Origin of the sequence: Bacillus ectoiniformans, from assembly GCF_016908875.1 — a bacterium.
In the GTDB taxonomy this organism is placed as follows: Bacteria; Bacillota; Bacilli; order Bacillales; family Domibacillaceae; genus Bacillus_BX; species Bacillus_BX ectoiniformans.
Genome location: NZ_JAFBES010000001.1, coordinates 325,758 through 346,805, shown reverse-complemented (window position 1 = coordinate 346,805; position 21,048 = coordinate 325,758). Strand labels below are relative to the sequence as shown.

Genomic DNA, 21,048 nt, shown 5'->3' with positions numbered 1-21,048 from the left:
GTCCCTAATTATGGAACGTAAAGATTTTTATTTTCATAAGTTATAGAGTACATTCATGCTTACTATCAAAGTGTTTTAGGAGTGGAATTTGATGAGAGTGCTGTTTTTAGAAAGCCATCCGATGTGGATCCATGGCTTGCCTAATGGATTTCGGGATGCTGGATACAGTGTCGAGATTTCAGGACCAATTGAGAAAGAAAAGCTGGATCGCCTAATCTCTTCCTTTCAGCCGCATTTATTGATCACGCTGGGGTGGGGACCGGAAAATTCATCAATAGATAAACAAACATTAATATATGAAACAAGCAAGAAATGGAATATCCCCCATGTGTTTTGGGCAACGGAAGACCCCACTTCCACAGAAATTTTTTCAATGCCCTACATTGAAAGGACGAGGCCGGACTTTGTCTTTACGATTTGCCGTGAGCGCGTGCAGTACTACGAAGAACATGGCATTCCTGCCGCTCATTTAGACTTTGGTTATCATTCTAGTGTCCATGCGCCAGCGGAGCCATCCTTGCCTAACGCTGCTCCGGTTGCTATCGTCGCGAATGGTTATCCGAATAAACTGGGCTTTTTTCCGGAGCACTTCAGGTACCAGTCATTACGTACATTAATCACACCATTAATTGAACAAAACATCCCTATTGATTTCTACGGGAGAAGCTGGGAGGAAATGGGGTCAATTTTAGGAGTGGATGTTCCGAAAGAATGGATTCGCGGATACATTGACTATACAGAAGCGAAAAGAGTTTACCATTCTTCACCCATTATTATCGGCTTGCAGAACCTGCCTACCCAGCTCACGCAGCGCACCTATGAAATTCTTGGATCAGGTGGTGTACTGCTGACGGATGATACACCTGAAGTCAATCGTTTGTTTACACCTGGGAAACATTTGCTTACATCCTCCTCCCCAGAGGAAACGATTGCCCTAATAAATGAATACCTGTCATCTAAAGAAAAAAGGGAGAAAGTCAGAAAGCATGGGATGAAAGCTGTGAGGAAGCATTCCTATAAAAGAAGAGCGGAATATATGATTGATGTGTTATATGATGCAGGAATATTTGATGGCAGACGAAATGCGTATACCATAAAAGCACCTGCAGAAAAAACATTCAACGTCGGAGAATTCGAATGTTACCGCATTCGGAACGGTGAGACATTATCGAGTGTAGCGGCGCAATTTGGTCTATCCGTCCAAACGATTAAAAAATGGAATGGGTTAGATTCGGACATTATTCAAGCTGGTTATCCGTTAAAGGTAAAGAGAGTAGCAGAAAAAGACAAAGAAGCGCCGGGTTCTCAGTTCAGTTATTACACCATTTGTTACGGGGAAACGTTGAGTTTGATTGCGGATCAGTTTGGTGTTTCTGTAGAAAAGCTAAAACAAGACAATCAATTATCCTCTGATTATATTTATGCTGGTCAGCTATTAAAGCTAGATAAAGGAGCGGCAGAAAGCGTATCAGATACCTCTGTATTAATTACGAAAGGAGAGACGAATGAAAAAATGGTCGCTCTAACGTATGATGCGGGGGCGAGTGCGGAAGAAACAGCAGGCATATTAGATGTCCTCAGCGATCATCAGGTTCAAACAACAGTCTTTTTAACAGGAGAATGGGTAGAACGGTATCCAGAATTAGCTAAGCGCATGATTTCAGACGGACATGAATTGGCTAACCACACCTATTCTCACCCAGATCTTACGAAGATATCGACGGTGAATATTATTAAGGAACTAAATAAAACGAGCCGAACGTTTAATAGAATATTAGGGACGAAAGGCAGCCCTATTTTCCGTCCTCCGTTTGGTCATTGGGATAAAAAGGCATTACAAGCGATTGGCCGAGCGGGATTCCCGTTTACTGTTAATTGGAGTATCGATACATTGGATTGGCAGGAGCCTCCTGCAGAAACGATTGTTCAGTCTGTGGTGAACAAAATCCAGCCAGGAGATATTGTCTTGTTTCATTTAAACGGGAAACCAACGGCAGCAGCATCTGACAAAATCATTTCTGAATTGAAACGTCAGGGATATCGATTAGTAAAGGTAAGCGAACTTCTTAATGAATTCCCTTAAAGGTAAGGAGAAAATGATGCAAAGGAGCAAGTTTTCGTGCGGATATTATTTTTGGAAAGTCATCCAATGTGGATTCATGGGCTTCCGAATGGTTTTTGTGATGCTGGACACGATGTGCTTGTATCAGGAGCACTGACGGAAAACGGGATACAGGACATGGTATCCCGTTTTCAGCCAGATTTAATCGTTACTTTAGGTCACACACCAGAGCACACAGAGGAGAAGCAGCAATGGATCCGCAAGTATGTAAAGCCTTCTGGCATTCCTCATGTGTACTGGGCGACAGAAGATCCCGGCTATATTCATACCTTTTCTTTGCCTCTGATTAAAACCACTCAGCCGGATTTTGTTTTTACGATTTGTTTAGAGAAGGTAGCCTTCTATAAGGAACAGGGGATTAGGGCAGCCCACTTAGATTTCGGCTATCATTCCAGTGTTCATCATCCAGCACAGACAGAACAGAGATATGCTGTTAATTTAGCGGTTGTGGCAAATGGCTATCCCATGCTTCATAAAGAAAGACCAGATCACTTTCGCTTTCAGGCAATGAATAGGCTGCTCAGTCCATTTTTAAAAGAAAATAAGCGGATTGATTTTTGGGGGCGTTATTGGGACCAAATGGATCACATCATCGGAAAGCCCATACCGAAAGAATGGATTCACGGATATCTGCCATATACAGAAGCCAATAAAGTGTATAGTTCGGCGGATATTATACTGGGGATTCAAAACCATTTGACTCAAGTCACGCAGCGGACGTATGAAATATTAGGTTCAGGCGGGCTGCTGTTAACAAATGATACGCCAGAAGTCAGACGGATGTTTCAGCCGGGAGAAGATTTGCTTGTCTCTTCATCTGCTGAGGAGACAGTGAAATTAGTGAATTATTATTTAAATCATCCGGAAGAACGCAAAGAAATAGTCAAGTCCGGGGTGGAGAAGGTAAAGAGGCATTCCTATGAACAAAGAGCGCGCTATATCATTAAGACTCTAATTCAAGCCGGCCTGCTCTCTAATGAAAAAGCTAGACCAGGGAAAGGCAGCCTCACAGATTATTCTGCCATGCTTAGTAAAGAATATGAAATCTATCAAGTTCAGCCGAATGATACATTATGGGCTATTTCAATCAAGTCAGGGATCAGTGTGGAGCAGATCAAACGGCTGAATGGGCTAAAGACAGATCTGATTAAAGTCAACCAAACCCTTAAGTTAAAAGAGAAGTAATATTTATTGCCGCTTATCCTACACGCATGATTCCGACTGTAAGTAAACTAGTAGAAAGGAGGAGATTGCATGCGTATTATTTTCTTAGAGAGCAGTCAAATTTGGTGTAATAACCTTCCTGTTGGGTTTCAGGAGGACGGGCATGAAGTGATGATTTCAGGTCCAATCAATAAGGTAAACCTTGAAAAAATGTTCGCTGAATTTCAGCCCGATGTTGCTGTGTCCATTGGCTGGGGGCTAGAGCAAACAACAGAAAAACAGCTGCTTATTCACGAGCAAGTAAAGAAGTCAAACGTACCCCTTGTTTACTGGGCTGTTGAAGACCCTGCCTATACGGACGTATGGTCCATCCCTTTAATTGAACGAATGAAGCCTGATTTCGTCTTTACTCTTTGCCCTAAAACGGTCAGAAGGTATAAGGAGTTAGGAATTCCTGCCGCTCGGCTGGATTTCGGGTTTGAACCTTCCCTTCATTGCCCCGTACAGCCTATCGCTAGATACTGCGCCAATATTGCAGTAGTCGCTAATGCCTACCCTGATATTTTAGATAAGTACCCGGATCATTACCGCCACCAAGCGATTCAGACATTAATCCGCCCGCTGCTCGAACGAAATATTCGCGTAGATTTTTGGGGGAAGAACTGGGATAAGATGGGTGATTATTTTGGCAAAGAAATCCCTTCCCATTGGATTCATGGGCATATGCCGTATCCAGAGGCGAACAAAGTCTACAGTTCAGCCAATATCATGATCGGCTTGCAAAACTATCCCGATCTATTGACGCAAAGAACGTTTGAAATTCTCGGATCAGGCGGATTTCTGTTAACGCTCGATACGCCAGGTGTAAGAAGCATGTTTAAACCAGGAAAAGACGTCGCGGTGTCTGCTTCTCCAGAAGAAACGGTGCAGCTGGTAGAAGACTTTTTAGCACACCCTCATAAGCGTCATGCCATTCAAAAAAAAGGCAGAAAATCTGTTCAGCACCATACGTATCGGGCTCGTGCGAAGCAAATGGTCGATATATTAATTGATTCTGACATACTCTCAATAGAATCAGACCGCCGCCGTAAAAACGGGACACTTATTTATTTCGAACAAGAAAAGGAAGACGACTATCTTTTCTATACAATTAAAAAAGGAGACACCTTATATAGTATTGCTAAATCCTTTGGTGTCACAGTGGCATCCATTCAATCATTAAATCAAATGACTTCTGAGATGATTTATGAGGAACAAAGAATCAAAGTGAAAGATTTGAGAAACGAAGGATAAGAGGAAATCCTAAATATAAACCGATGAAAGGAAGGACAGAATATGTCTGATGCGGCGGAGTTTCATCGTCCGGTTATTGCAGTGACGGGAAGTTCGGGGAAGACAACAACAAAGGAAATGACTGCGTCGATCTTGCACCAGCGATTTAAAACGTTTAAATCACGAGAAAATGGCAACGATGTCTGGTTTACTTCCCAGTATGTCAAACAAATCGAAGAGTCAGATGAAGCTATTGTTTTAGAATACGGCATGCTTCAAGCGGGTCAAATCGCGAAGCATTGCCAACTGATACAGCCAAACATTGGAATGATTACAAATGTCGGAAAAGCTCACATTGGCAATTTCGAAAAGCGGGGAGGATTAGCAGGGGTAGCTGCAGCGAAATCTGAGTTAATACACGGGATGAAGCAGGATGGCTGGCTTTTCATCAATGCTGATGATGAGAATTCAAAGCTATTATCAATCAGCGGCTTTCAAGGGGAAGTCATTACGATTGGAATGAAAGGTTCCGCAGATTATTATGCGAAAGACATTCTTTATACGGAAGATGGGATGTCGTTTAAGGTCTTTTTGAATGGAGAATACATTCTGTTTACTGTTCCTATCTATGGAGTTCACCACATTTATAACGCCCTATTCGCCATTGCAGTTACTCATCGATTAGGGTGCAGTCCACTCGAAATGCAAGCAGGGCTCGATACATTTTGCGACAATTACTCCTCTTACTTCAGGTTAAATGTACACCGTTTAACGAATGGAATGACGTTTATGTATTACACGTTTGACGCGAAGCCTTGTGCAGTCAAAGCAGGACTCGACGTTTTAACGGAAGTCGGCAAAGGTGTGAATATTGCTGTCTTAGGAGACATGCTCAGCCTAGGTATCTATTCCAAAGATGAGCATCTGCAATTAGGAGAGCACGCAGCCAAAAAGAACGTAAATTATTTATATACGTATGGCCAAGAAGGTAAATGGATTGGAGAAGGAGCTCTTGCAAGCGGATTTTCAAAAGAGCAATGGATGCATTTCGAATCTATTGAGGAATTACAAGGGAAAATAATTGAAAAGGCACAGCCGCAGCTTTCCATTCTTCTTATGGGGTATATGAGCATTGAAAATAAAAAAGAAATTGAAATGACTGAAACGGTTCGATACCTGCTTCAAAACCTTCCAACGATCAAGTTAGATCCAGAAAAATATACACAGCCTAAGAAAGAACTGGCTAAAGATGCTCCTGCCATATCAACAGATTCTAAAGCGCCTAAAACATTCTTTGGGTCGATTCAGCAGTGGTTTCCATTTCCCTTCTTTTATAACAAAGAGAAATAGGAACGGAGAAGAATATGAGCAGACATTATGGAATCATTCATGTAAATGGGAACCCGATAGAAACAGAATATTGGATACAAGATGGAAATGTGATGGTTTCTGTGCTTTTTTTTAAAAATACAGGAGCTGCAGTAGATGTGAACCTGGTGCAGCGGATGGCCTATATTTATACTGACGCCCTCTTTTTGGGCGTCTATCGTTCAGGTGAGGATGGACATTTTTTTCTGAGACATCCTGATGGTTTGGTTCAAGGCTCCTTGCGAACACCGTTAGTCGTCAAAAATGGCCGGTTATGTGTCTCGCTAAGAGAAATAGGGAAGAAACTCGGTATGAAAATATGGACGGAAGATCAGCTTTCAATCATTCATGTGTGTACTAACTTATGCGATGATTCCAATCAAGATCTCTATTACAATGGGACTGGTGCATATAAACAGATTGCCCTCTCATTCGATGATGGACCGGATGAAGAATATACGCCTAAAATTTTAGACATTTTAAAAGAAAAACAAGTGAAAGCGACCTTCTTCGTAGTCGGACAACAGGTTAAGTGGTTTCCGGAAATGCTGTGCCGGATCATCGATGAAGGACATGAAGTTGGTAACCACAGCTTTACTCATCCGGAATTTAGTGAATTGACAACGTCTGAATTAATAGAGGAGATCGACCAAACGGAGCAAGTCATCGCGCAAGTGTCCGGCTGTTTTCCAACGGTCATGAGGCCTCCATTTGGAGATGTTACAGCGAATGACATAGAGGTGATCAATGATTTAGGGTTAAAGGTAGTGTTGTGGTCGGTGGATACACAAGATTGGAAAGGGCTTTCTAAAAAGAGGATCATTCATAAGGTGATGGATCAGGCAATGCCTGGTTCAATTATTTTACAGCATTCCCATAACTGTATGCCTTTAGATGGAACAGTGGAAGCACTGCCAGTTATTATTGACCGGTTATCAGAGCAAGGCTATCAGTTTGTTACGATATCTGAAATGATGTTTCTGGATGAGTAATTGAATTGAAAAAAGGTTATCGCTAAAAAGAGATAACCTTTTATCTATTAAGCCAGCTTTTTTATTTCATGTCTTTTTTCAATGCGAGTTTCTATTTTCTCCAATGCCTGCTGATCATTTAACAACTCTTGCTTATTTTCCTTCATGAGTTCTTCAAATGTTTTTTTGCTTTTGCGGCGCATGTGAAACACTCCTTATATTTAATTGATTAAAAAATCAGAAAATAAACTCTTTTTAAAATAATACAACAATTATGAGGTTTTGTAACAGAATAAATTTGACGAAAGTATGACAAATGGTCACATACCTCCGTTTTTAGATGTTAGTTAGGAATAGTGGAACATTTGAGCAGAGAAAAGGATTGACAGAGGGGCTTATAGTCCATTATTATTAATTTTAATTAAATGAATGTGTCTCCTAAAGGGGAGTAGCTTTTACAGCAAAGTCGTCATTACGGTGGTTGGTATGCCCCCCGGCTTTGTTGGCAACCTGACGTTGTTAGCAAGACCTTTACCATGTTGGGTAAGGTCTTTATTTATTAAAAAAACCTTTACCTGAAATGGGTAAAGGTTTTTTCTGTTTAAGCACACAAATGGAGATATAAATAAATTGGAGGATGGTTATGATACTTAGAAGATATATGTCTTTATTGGGAATAGGCTCAGCAAAGATTGATTTAATACTAGAAAAGGAAACTTATAAACCGGGTGAAAAAGTAGAAGGCTACTTTCTGATCAGAGGAGGAACGGTAGAACAGCAGCTAAAAGGGATTAATTGTGATTTAGTCGTGACCGATCATGAAGAAAAAACGGAAACATCAGTTGATACAGTAACGATTTTTACTTCGACGCGCATTCATTCTGAGGAGTTGAATAAAGTGTCATTTACCTTCCGGTTGCCAGAAACTCTGAAAGCGTCCGCTAGCCATTTGTCTTATCGTTTTAAAACAAAGCTTACGTTTAATGAAGGCGTGGAGAGCTATGATCTGGATATGATTCGCATAATTGAATAAATAGAGAAGAGTGCCTGACCTCTTTAGGCCGGGCACTCGTAATCTCTTGTTTAGAAACCGTCTTCAGAGGCAGCAAAAGGTATGTTTAATCTGTTTTCTACTGCTCTTAAACGCTGGTTTAAGCGATTCAGGCGGCGTGTGTGCCGCTGATCATTTTGATTCAGTCGATTAATTTCCTGGTTAATGCGATTGATTTCTCGATTGATTCGGTTGATCTCTTGATTTTGGCGGTTAATTTCTTGAGTTTGACGTTCATTTTGTCTTTCAAGCGCAGTTACTCTTCGCTGCAGCTCCTGACTCGGAGGCTGTCGGTCGTCTTGAACAGATTGATCTTGAAGCTGATAAGAATATGGATCGTATGGCATAAATGAAGCATCCTGCTGGGGGTAATATCCATAAGGAAATTGATATGGATTCATTCGCTTTCGTCTCCTTTTCATAAAAAAATTTGGGTGAATACCTTATAGATTATGTAGGCAAAGGCGAATTGACAGGGTAAAAGCCTAGCAGACAAGAGGGAATAGAGAAAGAAGCCCTCCGATTACTCGGAGGGCTATACACTTTAGTGTCGAGGATCTACATAATCTGGATAGTCTGAAATAATGGCATCTACATTCATTTTTAATAGAAATTCAGCTGTCTCTGGACTGCGGACCGTCCAAGAAGAGATTTGCATTCCTTCTGCATGCACTTGGTCAACCAAGTCTTCTGTTACAAGGGAATAACTCGGATTAAAGTAATCAGCATACTGTGCGAACTCCTTTAAGGCTTCTGGAGTCGTATCCAGCTTAGAGGAGGTTAATACACCGATAGGCACTTTGGGCAGAAGCTCGTCCATTTTTTTCATAGATTCAAAGTTAAAAGATTGAAGAATTGTTTTTTCATTCTGTGGCTGATCCAGCTTTCTTTCCTTTAACTCTTCAGCTACTTGTTCTTCCATCCCTGGATAAAGTTCTGGTGATTTTAATTCGATTAAAATGCCGATCTTTCCGTGATATGTATCTAACACTTCTTCAAATGTAGGAACCTTTTCTCCTTTAAATTCTTCGCCTTTAAAACTTCCGGCATCAAGTTCTCTTATTTGGTCAAAAGTTAAATCTTTGATGTAGCCTGTTCCATCCGTTGTACGATCAACTGTATGATCATGAATAACCACTAATTCGCCGTCTTTGCTTCGTTGCACATCTATTTCGATATAGTCTGCCTTCATTTCCATTGCCTTATCAAATGCGGCCATCGTATTTTCAGGTGCATACCCCGCAGCGCCCCGGTGAGCCACATTATCGACTTGTCTAATCTCTCCGATTGAATCTGTTGCATAGCTTTGTTGAATAGGCTGAACCATAAAAGCTAACGCCATCCCTGCTCCGATTAAAGCTTTTTTCGTCATTCTCTCAGCTCCTCATTATTATTAACTACATCGTCAGTTTATCGATTGGATATTAACCCAGTATGTGGAGTGTGTGGATGTAAGGTGACATTTATATAAACAATAACAGGAAGATTCTCACCTAAATCTTTACAATGGGAACAGGGGCATTGACTGGGAGGAGGCAGAAAATTTTTTAAATAGTCAGCTCTCTCTAGAATTTTATATTGAAATAACAATTGTAAATAGATTGATAATATAAGAATCATTCGTTTTGTCTACTCTACTGTAAAGGTTGATTGTAAAGAAAAAGTAAATATAAAAGAAGGATTATATTACTTTATGTTGAAATATATTATAGTTATAAAGAAATAGTCCATGATATCTGTGGGGGATGTGAATGGGTTATTGTAGCTAAGGAGGGAAAAATGATGGTTGCATTATTTGGTAGGAAATCACAAGAAGTAAAGTGGTTAGAGAATTTGACAGACGTGCCAGTCACCCTTTCTATTGACCATTCTCAATTAGCAGCGAAATTGGAAATGATCCATTTAAAAAAAGAAGATTTACAATTGATCTGTAAAGTGCAGCCTTTAATTAAAGAGTATATTGATCAATTGGTGGAAGAGTTTTACTCAACGATATTAAAAGTAAACGAGTTAAGTGATATGGTTCAAAAGCATAGCAGTGTAGACCGGTTAAGAAATACACTCAGTGACCATTTGATTGATCTATTTAACGGCCGTATCGATCAGTCATTCGTCGAAAAAAGAATCCGAGTGGCAAAAATCCACTACTTAATCGGCTTAAAGCCGGCTTGGTATATGGGCGCCTTTCAAAACCTTCAATACGCCATGCTCCGCTTAATCTTTGAGCATGTCCCGTCAAGAGAAGAAGTAGAAAAGATCTCGTTAGCCATAACAAAATTGTTGAGCTTAGAACAGCAAATTGTGTTAGAAGCGTATGAAACGGAGAGTATTCTTCAAAGAGAGAAGCAGTATGACCAAGTAAAGGGCGAGATTAAAGGGAAAATTCTTGATACCAGTACAGAACTTGTTGCTCTTTCGGAACAGACAACGGCTTCACTAGAAGCATTGATCAGCAATAGCAATGAAGTGACCCAGCTAGTATTTGAAACAAATGAACAGTCCAAGCGTGCGCAGCAATTAGCTTGTGAGGGCCAGCAATTAATAGACGACTTAACGGCAGAAATCCAAGTCATTTTTGATCATAACAGCAAAATGAATGAAATTGTTAATCACTTGATTGAATCATCCAGCCAAATAACAGATGTAGTAAAAATTGTACAAACCATTGCCGATCAAACGAATCTTTTAGCATTGAACTCTGCCATAGAGGCAGCAAGAGCGGGAGAGCACGGAAAAGGGTTTGCGGTTGTGGCCGATGAAGTAAAGAAGCTAGCCGATCAAACGAAAAATTCGATCGCTCAAATTGATCATTTGATTAAGACATCGAATGAATACACGAAGAATGTGAATGAAACATTACAGGAAGTGAATGAATCCGTTCAAGCGGGTAAAGAAAAATCATCGCAAACAAATGAAGCCTTTCACCATATATCCTCTTATATGACAGAAAGTGTAGTGAAGATATCGGAAGTTGGTTCTCAGATGAATACGCTTTCAGAAACAATTAGAGAAATTGGTTCTGCTATGACAGGTGTAGCCGAATCTGCCGAGAATTTAAATGAAGCTGCTAACATGGCTTAATTAAGTGGAAAGCCGTCCGAATAGGATTCGGGCTTTTTTGTCGTTTGCTAAAGTATTCGTTCGTCACAACTCCTTGTTTTTTTGCATTTTTCAACAATAAGTATCAGAGAATTAGCAATAATTTTGCTCTTGTGTCAGCAAACCTTTATAATTGAAGTCAAAGAAATAACTTTTAGGAGGTGCCGGCTTTGAAGAAAGAGTTAGAAACGTTTTACGACATTTTCACAACGACGAAAGCAGCTATTGAAGACTTTATGGGGATGCTTGATCCTGTGATCAATCAGGCAACTGATGAGCATGAGCGGCTTTATTATCATCATATTTATGAAGAAGAAGAGCAGCGGCTTTCAAGGCTTGCTGAATTAATTCCGTTAATTGCGAAGTTTAAACAAGAGGACAATGAAAAAGCATTTTCTCCTGCTAACAATGAGTTCAACCGGCTGTTGCAGGAACTGAATTTAGAAAAATTTGGTCTGCATAATTTTGTAGAGCATCTTGATTTAGCTTTATTTCAATTTAAAGATGAAGAACGCCAGACCCTATTAACAAGCATGCGCGAAGTCAGCTATAAAGATTACCAGCAGTTAAAAGCATGGCTAGCAGAAGTAAACGCGCGATTCGATACGAATTTTCATGATCCGCATGCCCATCATGATGAGCACCATGATCACTTATCCAAGCCAGCATCCAATACCGAATCTGTTCAACCTCCGGCTAAAAAAGGTTTTACAGTCGGCACATTAATTTCTAAACATTGAGGAGGATTTATATATGAATAAAGCCCAGCTATATCCAGATGCACCTTTAAAGAGCCACGATTTCGATTTATTAGATCAAACAGTCATTGAATCCGCAAGAAGACAGCTAGTAGGCCGCCGCTTTATTGAGCTGTATGGTCCGCTTGGAAGAGGCGTGCAAAGCATCCATAATGACATCTACATGGAAAACAGCGAAGCAAAAATGGATGTTCAAGGAGCTTTCGATACCGACTATGAACCCGGAAAACGAGTGAATTACACGATCCCAATGATTTATAAAGATTTTGTTCTATTTTGGAGAGATTTAGAGCAAGCCAAAACATTAGATATTCCGATTGATTTCTCCCCGGCTGCAAATGCTGCCCGTGAAGTAGCAAGACTAGAAGACCAAATGATTTTCCACGGATCAAAAGAATTGGACATTCCTGGACTCATGAACGTAAAAGGACGTCAAACGCACCTGATTGGCAATTGGTATGAGTCAGGAAGTGCATTCCAGGATGTGGTAGACGCCCGCAATAAGTTAATGGAAATGGGACACACTGGCCCGTTTGCCATGGTTCTGTCTCCTGAACTTTACTCATTGCTGCACCGCGTGCATAAGGATACGAATGTATTAGAAATTGAGCATGTTCGCGAACTAATTACAGACGGCGTATTTCAGTCTCCTGTTCTAAAAGGGAAAACAGGCTTAATAGTGAATACAGGCAGAAACAATTTAGATTTGGCTGTTTCTGAGGACTTTGACACCGCTTATTTAGGTGAAGAAGGCATGAATCATCCGTTCCGCGTGTACGAAACTGTCGTGCTGCGTATTAAGCGTCCTTCCGCTATTTGTACATTAGCAGACCCGAAGGAATAAATGGAGGGGTTGGATGACGAAGAAAGCTTTTTCTGTCGGTTCCTTAATTCCAGGGAGAGAAACCGTTCATCAATCGCCTCAGCAGGTAAAGAAGGATGATCATATCCAACTCTCTCAAAAATCAGACGCTGTTCAAGAAATAAAAGGTTCTCAAAAAGGAGTTTCATGGAAAGTTACGCCAATAAAAGGGCAAAGCTTGTTAGAAACTGCATTAGAACAAAAACAACAGATTCAGTATAAGTGCAGGAAAGGAACTTGCGGGGTTTGTACAGTAACGGTAGAAGAAGGACAAGCCTTGCTTTCCGAGCCCAATACTGCGGAAGAAAAGAAGCTTGGAACGGCACTAAAAGATGACTGCAGGCTTGCATGCCAAGCAGCGATTATATAAAGAAAGACACAAGTCGATGCAGACTTGTGTCTTTCTTTCGTTTGCAAAAAAAAAGAGACTCAAAAGAATCTCCTTTATGCAAACAGTTTCTTATTCATCATAACCAGGTTGTTCTCAATAGGGAAAGGAAGCTGAACTTTTCTTTTTTGAAGTTCAGTGACACTAATATCCTGCACAAGCTTTAAAGCTTCTTTCTTGAAGGAATTCGTAACGAAGCCATCATTCACTTCACAAAGCTTTCTTAAATAAAGAAGGGTTTCATCCATCAGCATATTCTTTACATAGGTGTTATTCAGCTGGCAAATTAATTTATGTTCAAGCCCTTTCATAACGGCAATTTGGTCGACATGGGCCATGACGTTATTTCCTTGATCATCAATAAAGCAAAGAGACACATATTGTCCTTTAGACACGTCCACGTTTGTAAACACAGGATGATGATATGTTTCGCCAGAAGCTAAAGTAATTGAGCTGGCCTCGGCAGCTCCGCCAATTTTACGGTGATTGGAAATCACCATCTGAATATCTTTTAAACCATGCAGCATAGAAAGCATGATGTTCCTCCTTCTTCTTGAATATGTATCACAAATCCGAAAGTAGTTAATTTCATTGTAAGGAAAATGATAATCATTGTCAATTGCATTTTTATATAATTATTATTTGCGATTTACTTATTAATTATGACTATTTTTTTAACGAATGCGCAGAAGCTTGAAATGTAAATACACGATACGTATACTAAAACCACAAAGTAACAGGGGGAAATTGAGCATGAAAAAAGTTAGTTTTATCATCGGAGCATCATGTTTAGCGTTAGGATTAGCATCATGCGGCAATGATGAAAAACAGCCGCCAGCGGAAGAAAAAGTGAAGACCGAAGAAAATGCGCAGACGGAAAAAAACTCTAAAGAGAGCCAGAAACCATCTGAAAACCAAACAGTAACCATTGCAAATGATGATTTTTTTCAGCCATTTTCAGGAAAGATGGAACATATACATGGTATGGGCTATGCGGGTAATGAGGACGCTCTTTTTTTCGCTTCTCATCATGGACTAAAAGTGTATGAAGACGGCAAGTGGTTAGAAACGAAAGAACAGAAGCATGATTATATGGGGTTTGCTCCGGTAAATGACGGGTTTTACACGAGTGGCCACCCCGAAGAAGGATCTAGTCTTCCCAATCCTTTTGGCATCAAACGCAGTGTCAATAATGGCAGAACTCTTGAGACCTTAACGTTAGAAGGAGAAACAGATTTTCATGTGATGGGAGTCGGTTATAATCAGCATACAATTTATGTGCTGAATCCGAACAAAAATTCAGAGATGGAAGCAGGAGCTCTTTATTTCAGTGAAGATGATGCCAAGACATGGACGCAAGCGGAAGCAGAAGGATTAGGTAATGAAATTTCGATGATGGCCGTACATCCAGATAACCCTGAGGTTGCTGCAGCTGCTGGAAAAGATGGAATCTATCTGACTGAAGACAAAGGAAAGACGTTTACGTTACTTACAAAGGGTGGGCAAGGAACCTCTGTATTTTTCACGTCTGAATCACTATGGTACGGCAGTTATGACAGCAAACCAGGATTAATTAAACGCTCACTCACTGATGGGACGGAAAAACGTATCGATTTACCGGTAATGGATCAAGATGCAGTCATGTATTTGGCAGTGAATCCTAACAATGAGGAAGAAATTGCCTTTACTTCATTTAATGGGAATGTCTATTTAACGAATGACGGGGCCAAATCTTGGGATATGATTACAGAAAAAGGCAGTATTAAATAAAAACACCGAGCCGTTGGACTGATGAGGTCCAATGGTTTTTTTATTGACGAAATTTGATTATAATTATAAACTTAGTTACATAAAGTAACTTATTGATGATAAAAGGAGTGAGGAAAATGGTTCCATCATTATTTCTAGCTCATGGTTCGCCTATGCTTGCACTTGAGCAAAATGAGTACACCGATTTTTTAGGCAGTCTAGGACAAAAAATTAAACCGAAAGCTATTGTCCTATTTACGGCTCATTGGGAAAGTGAGCAGACGATCATGTCCTATCGTGATGATACGTATGAGACGATCTACGACTTTGGAGGGTTTCCTGATGAGTTATATTCCGTTGAATATCCTGCCGCTGGCTCAAAGAAGATAGCTAATATTGTAATGAACCAGTTAGAAAGCCAGGGAATATCTGTGGAGTTAAATGAAACAAGGGGGCTTGATCACGGCTCTTGGACACTTTTATCCCGCATGTATCCTAAAGCGGATATTCCGGTTGTACAAATGTCTATCAATCCTTATCTTCCTGCAGAAGAACAGTTTAAGCTGGGCCGATCACTTCGAGCATTAGGCGAAAAAGATATATTGGTGATTGGCAGCGGAGTGACGGTCCATAATTTGCGTGTGCTAAAATGGGGAGAAACGGAACCTGAATCATGGGCGACTGAGTTTGATGATTGGCTCATCGAAAGAATGGAGCAAGGAGATACGGAATCATTATTTCAATGGGACACACTTGCACCGCACGCCCAATTAGCTGTACCGAGAGCTGAACATTTTGTGCCGCTTTTTATCGCTATGGGGAGCGGAAATGAGGCAAGAGGAACGGTTATTCACCGCGGGTATCAATATGGAAATTTAAGTTATCTTTGTATGCGGTTTTAGTTCCCATACTAATTTGATAAGAGGAAGACATCTAGGGTATGTTTTTAATGAATTTTGAAACCTTTTAATGTTAAAGATTTTGCGAGTGTTATTTTTCTCGATGTACTCTTATTTTGTTTGGTTTTTTTCTATATAATGTAGAAAACGAAACAGAATAAATGAGGTATAGCATGAGAAGTAAAATATTCAAGCTTACAGAAAGATTATCAACCGTCCAATTAATTGTTCTTTACTATGTCACAGCAGTTGTTATTTCAACCATTTTAATTAGTTTACCGATATCATTGAAATCTAATGTGGATATTTCCTTAATAGATGCGATCTTCACTTCAGTGAGTGCCATCAGCGTAACAGGATTATCAACAATTCCCATAAATGAGGTGCTTAGTGTTCCAGGCACTTTCATTTTTGCGGTTATTCTGCAGTTTGGCGGGATTGGAATTATGACTTTGGGAACTTTTTTTTGGCTTATTCTTGGTAAAAAAATTGGGTTGAGGGAAAGAAAGTTAATTATGACTGACCAAAACCAATTTGCGCTGTCTGGAATAGTAAAGCTCATTCGCCAAATACTTGTGTTGATTATTACAATTGAAGCAATAGGTGCGTTTATTTTAGGAGTTTATTTCCTGAGATATTTTCCTACGTGGCAGGAAGCCTTTCTTCAAGGTTTTTTTGCCTCTGTAAGTGCAACCACCAATGCAGGATTTGATATTACAGGTGAATCTTTAATACCCTTTGCTCATGATTACTTTGTTCAATTTATTAATATTTTATTATTAATCATAGGAGCGATCGGTTTTCCTGTTCTTATTGAAGTAAAAGAATATCTCAAATATAAAGAGAAGGTGCCTTTTCATTTTTCTTTGTTTGCGAAAGTAACCACCTTTACTTTTTTTGGTTTAGTTGTCATAGGGACTATATTGATTTATTTATTTGAATTCAATCACTTTTTTGTAGGTAAGACATGGCATGAAGCTTTCTTCTACTCGTTATTTCAATCAGTAACCTCCCGTAATGGGGGACTGGCGACCATGGATGTAAATGACTTTTCAATCCCAACTCTTGTCTTACTATGTATTTTGATGTTTATCGGAGCTTCTCCAAGCAGTGTGGGGGGAGGCATTCGGACAACCACTTTTGCTATCATGGTATTGAGCATTTATTCTTATGCCCGTGGCCAAAGCAGAGTGAAAGTATTTAAAAGAGAAATTGTATTGGATGATATTGTGAAATCGTATATTGTCATTTCTACGGCAGTAATGATTTGCAGCTTAGCGGTTATGGTGCTTGCCTATATTGAACCTCAATTTTCGTTAATGGAAATTATGTTTGAAGTTTCTTCCGCATTCGGTACAACAGGGCTCTCGATGGGAATTACAGCAGATCTAAGTATAGCCGGAAAAGCTGTAATTATTGTCTTAATGTTTATTGGACGGATTGGAATATTTTCATTCTTATTTTTAATACGAGGAGTGCCAGAGAAAGAAAAGTACCGTTATCCGAAGGAACGAATAATTATCGGATGATGACACGAAGGGTTATTGCAAAGCGTAGAATATTAAAAAAACTGGGGTCTCTTATTCATAGAGACTCCAGTTTTTGGTTAAGCATTTAAAAAATTTCATTAACTATATTTTTCTTCAAGCTGGTCCAGCTTTCGATCATAAATAAAGTTGCCAAATGGAATAAATGCAACAGCGACAGCGATGACCGACCAAATAATATTCCAGCGCACCTTTAATTGGACATAAGCTATGATGACGCAATAAGTGACAAATAGAGCACCGTGAATGCTTCCCACAATTCTTACTGCTTCAGGAATATCTAATCCATATTTTAAAGGCATAGCAATGAACAATAATATAAGCAAGGAAATTCCTTCGAAGTATCCCATAAAGCGAAGCTTGCCAATTGGCGTTTTTAACATCTATTTTTTCCTCCAGTCATAAACGAATAAGCATAGTAAGATTACGATTACTAACATAACGGAAAAATAAAAAAATTTCATCTTTTTTTATTTAAGTTCACTGGATTGTCAGATATATTGGGGATAGATGGTACGGGAAAGAAGCAGAGTGATAGGTCGGTTCTCTGAAAAATGACTGCAAATATCGTTTATCAGCAACTTCAGGGGTAATATCGGCAACTTTGGAGATATATCAGCAACTTCAGGGGGAATATCGGCAACTTTGGAGATATATCAGCAACTTAAGAGGGTATATCAGCAACTCCTAAATATAGACAAGTATGAAGAAAAAGGAGAGGTTACAATGGAGCAGCACATATTTAAGCATATGGATACGATTCGTGCCATTACACTTAATGTACTTAATGAGGTTCCGGAAGAAAAAATGGCCGTTTTGCCGCCGGGATTTAACAACCATATTCTATGGAATGCAGGTCATATAGCGTTTGTCCAGGAAAAAATAGTATTAGGTTTGTCAGGGGATGAAGGGCAATTAACGCCATCTTTTGAGGAATTTTTTGGTGCTGGGACTAAACCCGCAGACTGGGAAGGGACTCCGCCATCCATTAAAGAAGTAAAGGAAGCATTGATCAATTTGCCTAAACGGATTAAGGAGACGATGGCAGGTCGTATAGCAGAACCGCTAAAAGCCCCTTACACGAACAAAACTGGTGTTACATTTACAACAGTGGCCGATGCGCTTTTCTACAGTTTTTACCATGAAGCACTTCACCTTGAAAAAATGAAGCTTATCATGAAACATCTTCTGTAATCGTCTGCGTATGCACTGGTAAAATATTGTTAATAATGGAATAAGCACTTGATTTTAACGTGTGCTTATTTCATTTATTGAAAGGGTGAAACTTTTCGTGGCAATTGTTTACTGGCTGCTCTCGCTTAGTTTTTTTGATGCGTTATTTACGGATGTAGGACTGCAGCATGGAGTGATCGAAGAGGGAAACCCGTTTGCTAAATTTCTTTATGAGATCCATTGGATAGCCTTTTATGGATGGAAACTTTTACTGCCGTTGTTCTTAATATGGATTTATCCATTGGCAGCCTCTCACCGTGCTGTTCCTATCGCTATGAAGACAGCGGTATTCATTTATGCTTTTTTGTTAATATATCATTCGTGCTGGCTTATATTAGCTATAAGGCAACAAGCTTTTTTAAATAATTATACATACTAATAAAACAAACCGGCAGATCATTCTACGATGCCGGTTTGTATAATTTGTACGTCCATCTTATAAGTAATTGGTATACTGGGATACTTAGACTGCCATTCCTTTTCATTAAAACCACGGTTTTGACTGCGAGCATATTCGCCAAGCCCCACCGGATCAACATTTAATTTTTGAAATTTCTTCAGCATATTTTCAGCTTTTCTTTCAGCCTCTTTTTTTAAATCCTCTTCAAGTGATTTTATTGTTTTTTTACGATCTAAAGACAGTCCTGATGCTTCTGTGACTTTCCCTTGCATGGTGACATGAATGGTTGCTTTAGGCTGGTCTGATCCATCTCTCACTTTGATCTTCACTTTAGAAGACAGATTTTCAATTGCAATAAAAGTCCCTTTGGAAGATCGAAATTCAAAGGTTCCATTTTGAAAGTTTTCTAAAATTGTTTTAAAGATAAAGCTATCTTTGAACGGCAATGTGCCAACCAATCGATCATCTTTGAACAAAGCGATTTCTGTAAAGCGAATGTGCTCGCCTTGCGACTTAAGAATAGGCAAAAAAGGATCAGCTCCAGTCCCTTCATATTGAGCGACAAAATGATGCAAATTCGTCTTCGGGATATTTTCCTCTTTATTTTCTGCGATTAAATCTGAGATGTATTGGGTCGTGGTATCGGCAACTGGATAATCCTGATTCAGTATATCCTTTGTTTGACCATCTGCTACGACCAAAAAAACATCTCTCCCTAAGTGGGGTTCACGAAGAATTGAATCAATTAAAGAACTCAGTCCCTTTTCCGCAAGCTTTTTGTTAAAGAGAATGGTATTAAGCCGTCCAATAACAAGGGGAGCGGGAGATTCCCGCTGCAGGCTTTGTTTAATGTCCTTCGTTGTATGTCCTGTTGCAGTGAAGGTGATCGTTTCAGGCTTTGGATTGTCTCCTGCAAAGTAAGCAGGAGAGGCGGCAGTCCCTTGATAAAGGTCTTTATCTACATAATCATAGCCGATAGCTGTGACAAGTTGAACATCCTCTAAAATGTGTGGCCGAATGGAGTAGTTGGTCACAAGGACAATAAAAAATATAATCCATCCATATTTACTCATAAGCTTTTCCTCATTTTATTTTTTACTAGCTGTACGATAAAGATAAAGGGGATGTAAAGATAAATGGTGATGATCCCCATGTTGCCAGACAGTGTATTCAGCTTATCGATTGAAAACCGATCGGTAATTAACACAACTGCCACTAGTGTAATGAATAAAAGTGCGATAAGTGAATCCTTTTGTTTAATAGAAAACAATTGCTTGACTCCTCTTGAGGCAGCCCAGGTGTACATACATAGGTTGGGCAGAATGACGAATAGCCAAATTGCGATTCCCGCATATTCAAATCGTTCAATAAAAGGAAGATCGACAACTTTCCACAAAGTTAGCGTAGCCCATATGGTACGCTGAAGCTGTTCTTGACTGTAATATAAAAAAGAGACGATAGCGGATAACAAGTAAATGAACGTACTGAATAGCACGCCAAAATGGGCCCATTTTTGGGAACTTTGAGCGTTTTTTATAAATGGGTAGAAGAAAAGCAAGGCTTCAAAACCGGCGAAGCTGAATGCCATCGTTTTTGCGCCTTCATAGATCTCAAAGACTGAATGGTCCATAACAGGCAACAGATAGGATGGTTTCGCTTCTTGTAAGGGAAACCACTTTAATGCAAGCAGCGGAATGGTCATGAAAAAACCAAAAAAACAAATCCCAACAACGGCACGAAAGCCGCCAGACACATACATATACGTCAAGGCGAGGAGAATAATGGCCATATACCAAGTGGCCAGGTGAGGAAAAATCCATATTTGGATGACCTCAATATATGTTCGCACATTCGTAATGAGGAGAAGAATGATATAAGCAATAAGGTATAAACTGAACAATCCGCCCAGCCATTTTCCGAATAGCTGTCTGTGTATGACAACAATATCGTTCTTGCCGCTATTTAAAATATAATAGCTCATCCAAATAATGATTTGGATGGATGCTCCTGATAACAAAATCGATATCCATGCGTCATGCCCGGCTGATTTCGCTATATAACGCTCAAACCCAAGCACCGCCACGCCGATTTGGAGGTTATATATAATATAAAACACAAAAAACGGTGATACCTGTCGATTTTGTCCCGGTAATGGCAGCATTATA

22 protein-coding genes and 1 pseudogene are annotated in these 21,048 nt (G+C 39.7%); 16 read left to right on the top strand and 7 right to left on the bottom strand.

Annotated elements, in window-relative coordinates:
• Positions 1-91 precede the first annotated feature (91 nt).
• From JOC78_RS01735 to JOC78_RS01715, 5 genes are all read left to right on the top strand, one after another.
• Positions 92-2,083 carry a DUF3880 domain-containing protein gene (locus tag JOC78_RS01735; RefSeq protein ID WP_204552411.1) on the top strand — a complete coding sequence of 664 codons (1,992 nt, stop codon included), beginning with the start codon at positions 92-94 and terminating at the stop codon, positions 2,081-2,083.
• A gap of 36 nt (positions 2,084-2,119) precedes the next feature.
• The gene (locus JOC78_RS01730) at positions 2,120-3,307 is read left to right on the top strand and encodes a DUF3880 domain-containing protein (RefSeq protein WP_204552409.1); all 1,188 of its coding nucleotides are present in this window, start codon (positions 2,120-2,122) and stop codon (positions 3,305-3,307) included.
• Between the two features lie 69 nt (positions 3,308-3,376).
• Entirely contained in the window at positions 3,377-4,579 is a 1,203-nt protein-coding gene (locus tag JOC78_RS01725) for a DUF3880 domain-containing protein (RefSeq protein ID WP_204552407.1), read from the top strand.
• A 42-nt stretch (positions 4,580-4,621) separates the two neighbouring features.
• On the top strand, positions 4,622-5,908 hold the full coding sequence (locus tag JOC78_RS01720; RefSeq protein WP_204552405.1) for a UDP-N-acetylmuramoyl-tripeptide--D-alanyl-D-alanine ligase: 1,287 nt from the start codon (positions 4,622-4,624) through the stop codon (positions 5,906-5,908).
• 14 nt (positions 5,909-5,922) lie between these two features.
• Positions 5,923-6,918, top strand: coding sequence for a polysaccharide deacetylase family protein (locus JOC78_RS01715; RefSeq protein WP_204552404.1), 996 nt, complete (start codon positions 5,923-5,925; stop codon positions 6,916-6,918).
• A 47-nt stretch (positions 6,919-6,965) separates the two neighbouring features.
• Here JOC78_RS01715 and JOC78_RS01710 read toward each other — a convergent pair whose 3' ends face one another.
• Positions 6,966-7,100 (bottom strand): FbpB family small basic protein, encoded by a 135-nt coding sequence (locus JOC78_RS01710; RefSeq protein WP_204552402.1) that lies wholly within the window; start codon positions 7,098-7,100, stop codon positions 6,966-6,968.
• A 440-nt stretch (positions 7,101-7,540) separates the two neighbouring features.
• Here JOC78_RS01710 and JOC78_RS01705 point away from each other — a divergent pair, with 440 nt between their 5' ends.
• Positions 7,541-7,930: a sporulation protein gene (locus JOC78_RS01705; protein WP_204552400.1), complete on the top strand. Its 390-nt coding sequence runs from the start codon at positions 7,541-7,543 to the stop codon at positions 7,928-7,930.
• A gap of 50 nt (positions 7,931-7,980) precedes the next feature.
• On the opposite strand, the gene JOC78_RS01700 is transcribed toward JOC78_RS01705, so the two are convergent.
• Both JOC78_RS01700 and JOC78_RS01695 read right to left on the bottom strand, forming a co-directional pair.
• Positions 7,981-8,349: a hypothetical protein gene (locus tag JOC78_RS01700; protein ID WP_204552398.1), complete on the bottom strand. Its 369-nt coding sequence runs from the start codon at positions 8,347-8,349 to the stop codon at positions 7,981-7,983.
• 143 nt (positions 8,350-8,492) lie between these two features.
• Complete coding sequence (locus JOC78_RS01695) at positions 8,493-9,320, bottom strand: glycerophosphodiester phosphodiesterase (RefSeq protein WP_204552397.1); 828 nt, start codon at positions 9,318-9,320, stop codon at positions 8,493-8,495.
• A gap of 407 nt (positions 9,321-9,727) precedes the next feature.
• On the opposite strand from JOC78_RS01695, the pseudogene JOC78_RS17785 reads away from it, so the two are divergent.
• The 5 genes and pseudogenes from JOC78_RS17785 to JOC78_RS01675 all read left to right on the top strand — a co-directional run.
• A pseudogene (locus JOC78_RS17785) lies at positions 9,728-10,261 on the top strand (protoglobin domain-containing protein); the annotation flags it as partial.
• Positions 10,250-11,029: a methyl-accepting chemotaxis protein gene (locus JOC78_RS17780; RefSeq protein ID WP_420829892.1), complete on the top strand. Its 780-nt coding sequence runs from the start codon at positions 10,250-10,252 to the stop codon at positions 11,027-11,029. The pseudogene JOC78_RS17785 and the gene JOC78_RS17780, both read left to right, overlap by 12 nt.
• Positions 11,030-11,217: 188 nt before the next feature.
• Positions 11,218-11,787 carry an IMEF encapsulin system ferritin-like cargo protein gene (locus tag JOC78_RS01685; RefSeq protein WP_204552395.1) on the top strand — a complete coding sequence of 190 codons (570 nt, stop codon included), beginning with the start codon at positions 11,218-11,220 and terminating at the stop codon, positions 11,785-11,787.
• Between the two features lie 13 nt (positions 11,788-11,800).
• Positions 11,801-12,649 carry a family 1 encapsulin nanocompartment shell protein gene (locus JOC78_RS01680; RefSeq protein ID WP_204552393.1) on the top strand — a complete coding sequence of 283 codons (849 nt, stop codon included), beginning with the start codon at positions 11,801-11,803 and terminating at the stop codon, positions 12,647-12,649.
• Positions 12,650-12,662: 13 nt separating this feature from the next.
• Positions 12,663-13,037, top strand: a complete 375-nt coding sequence (locus tag JOC78_RS01675; protein ID WP_204552391.1) for a 2Fe-2S iron-sulfur cluster-binding protein — start codon at positions 12,663-12,665, stop codon at positions 13,035-13,037.
• A gap of 74 nt (positions 13,038-13,111) precedes the next feature.
• Here JOC78_RS01675 and JOC78_RS01670 read toward each other — a convergent pair whose 3' ends face one another.
• The gene (locus JOC78_RS01670) at positions 13,112-13,591 is read right to left on the bottom strand and encodes a hypothetical protein (protein WP_204552389.1); all 480 of its coding nucleotides are present in this window, start codon (positions 13,589-13,591) and stop codon (positions 13,112-13,114) included.
• Between the two features lie 217 nt (positions 13,592-13,808).
• Between JOC78_RS01670 and JOC78_RS01665 the strand changes: the two genes are divergently transcribed.
• From JOC78_RS01665 to JOC78_RS01655, 3 genes are all read left to right on the top strand, one after another.
• A complete protein-coding gene (locus JOC78_RS01665) occupies positions 13,809-14,825 on the top strand; it encodes a F510_1955 family glycosylhydrolase (protein WP_204552387.1) in 1,017 nt (338 codons plus the stop codon).
• A gap of 116 nt (positions 14,826-14,941) precedes the next feature.
• Complete coding sequence (locus JOC78_RS01660) at positions 14,942-15,706, top strand: DODA-type extradiol aromatic ring-opening family dioxygenase (protein ID WP_204552385.1); 765 nt, start codon at positions 14,942-14,944, stop codon at positions 15,704-15,706.
• Positions 15,707-15,876: 170 nt separating this feature from the next.
• Positions 15,877-17,232, top strand: a complete 1,356-nt coding sequence (locus JOC78_RS01655; RefSeq protein WP_204552383.1) for a TrkH family potassium uptake protein — start codon at positions 15,877-15,879, stop codon at positions 17,230-17,232.
• A gap of 98 nt (positions 17,233-17,330) precedes the next feature.
• Here the strand turns inward: JOC78_RS01655 and JOC78_RS01650 are convergent, their stop codons facing one another.
• Complete coding sequence (locus tag JOC78_RS01650) at positions 17,331-17,633, bottom strand: DUF3817 domain-containing protein (RefSeq protein ID WP_204552381.1); 303 nt, start codon at positions 17,631-17,633, stop codon at positions 17,331-17,333.
• Between the two features lie 343 nt (positions 17,634-17,976).
• On the opposite strand from JOC78_RS01650, the gene JOC78_RS01645 reads away from it, so the two are divergent.
• Together JOC78_RS01645 and JOC78_RS01640 are read left to right on the top strand one after the other, a co-directional pair.
• On the top strand, positions 17,977-18,444 hold the full coding sequence (locus JOC78_RS01645; RefSeq protein WP_204552379.1) for a DinB family protein: 468 nt from the start codon (positions 17,977-17,979) through the stop codon (positions 18,442-18,444).
• 97 nt (positions 18,445-18,541) lie between these two features.
• Positions 18,542-18,862 (top strand): DUF5658 family protein, encoded by a 321-nt coding sequence (locus JOC78_RS01640; protein ID WP_204552377.1) that lies wholly within the window; start codon positions 18,542-18,544, stop codon positions 18,860-18,862.
• 17 nt (positions 18,863-18,879) lie between these two features.
• Here the strand turns inward: JOC78_RS01640 and JOC78_RS01635 are convergent, their stop codons facing one another.
• Entirely contained in the window at positions 18,880-19,956 is a 1,077-nt protein-coding gene (locus JOC78_RS01635) for a Ger(x)C family spore germination protein (protein WP_204552375.1), read from the bottom strand.
• Positions 19,953-21,044 carry a GerAB/ArcD/ProY family transporter gene (locus JOC78_RS01630; RefSeq protein WP_204552373.1) on the bottom strand — a complete coding sequence of 364 codons (1,092 nt, stop codon included), beginning with the start codon at positions 21,042-21,044 and terminating at the stop codon, positions 19,953-19,955. The genes JOC78_RS01635 and JOC78_RS01630 overlap by 4 nt, the downstream gene beginning before the upstream one ends.
• Between the last annotated feature and the right edge of the window lie 4 nt (positions 21,045-21,048).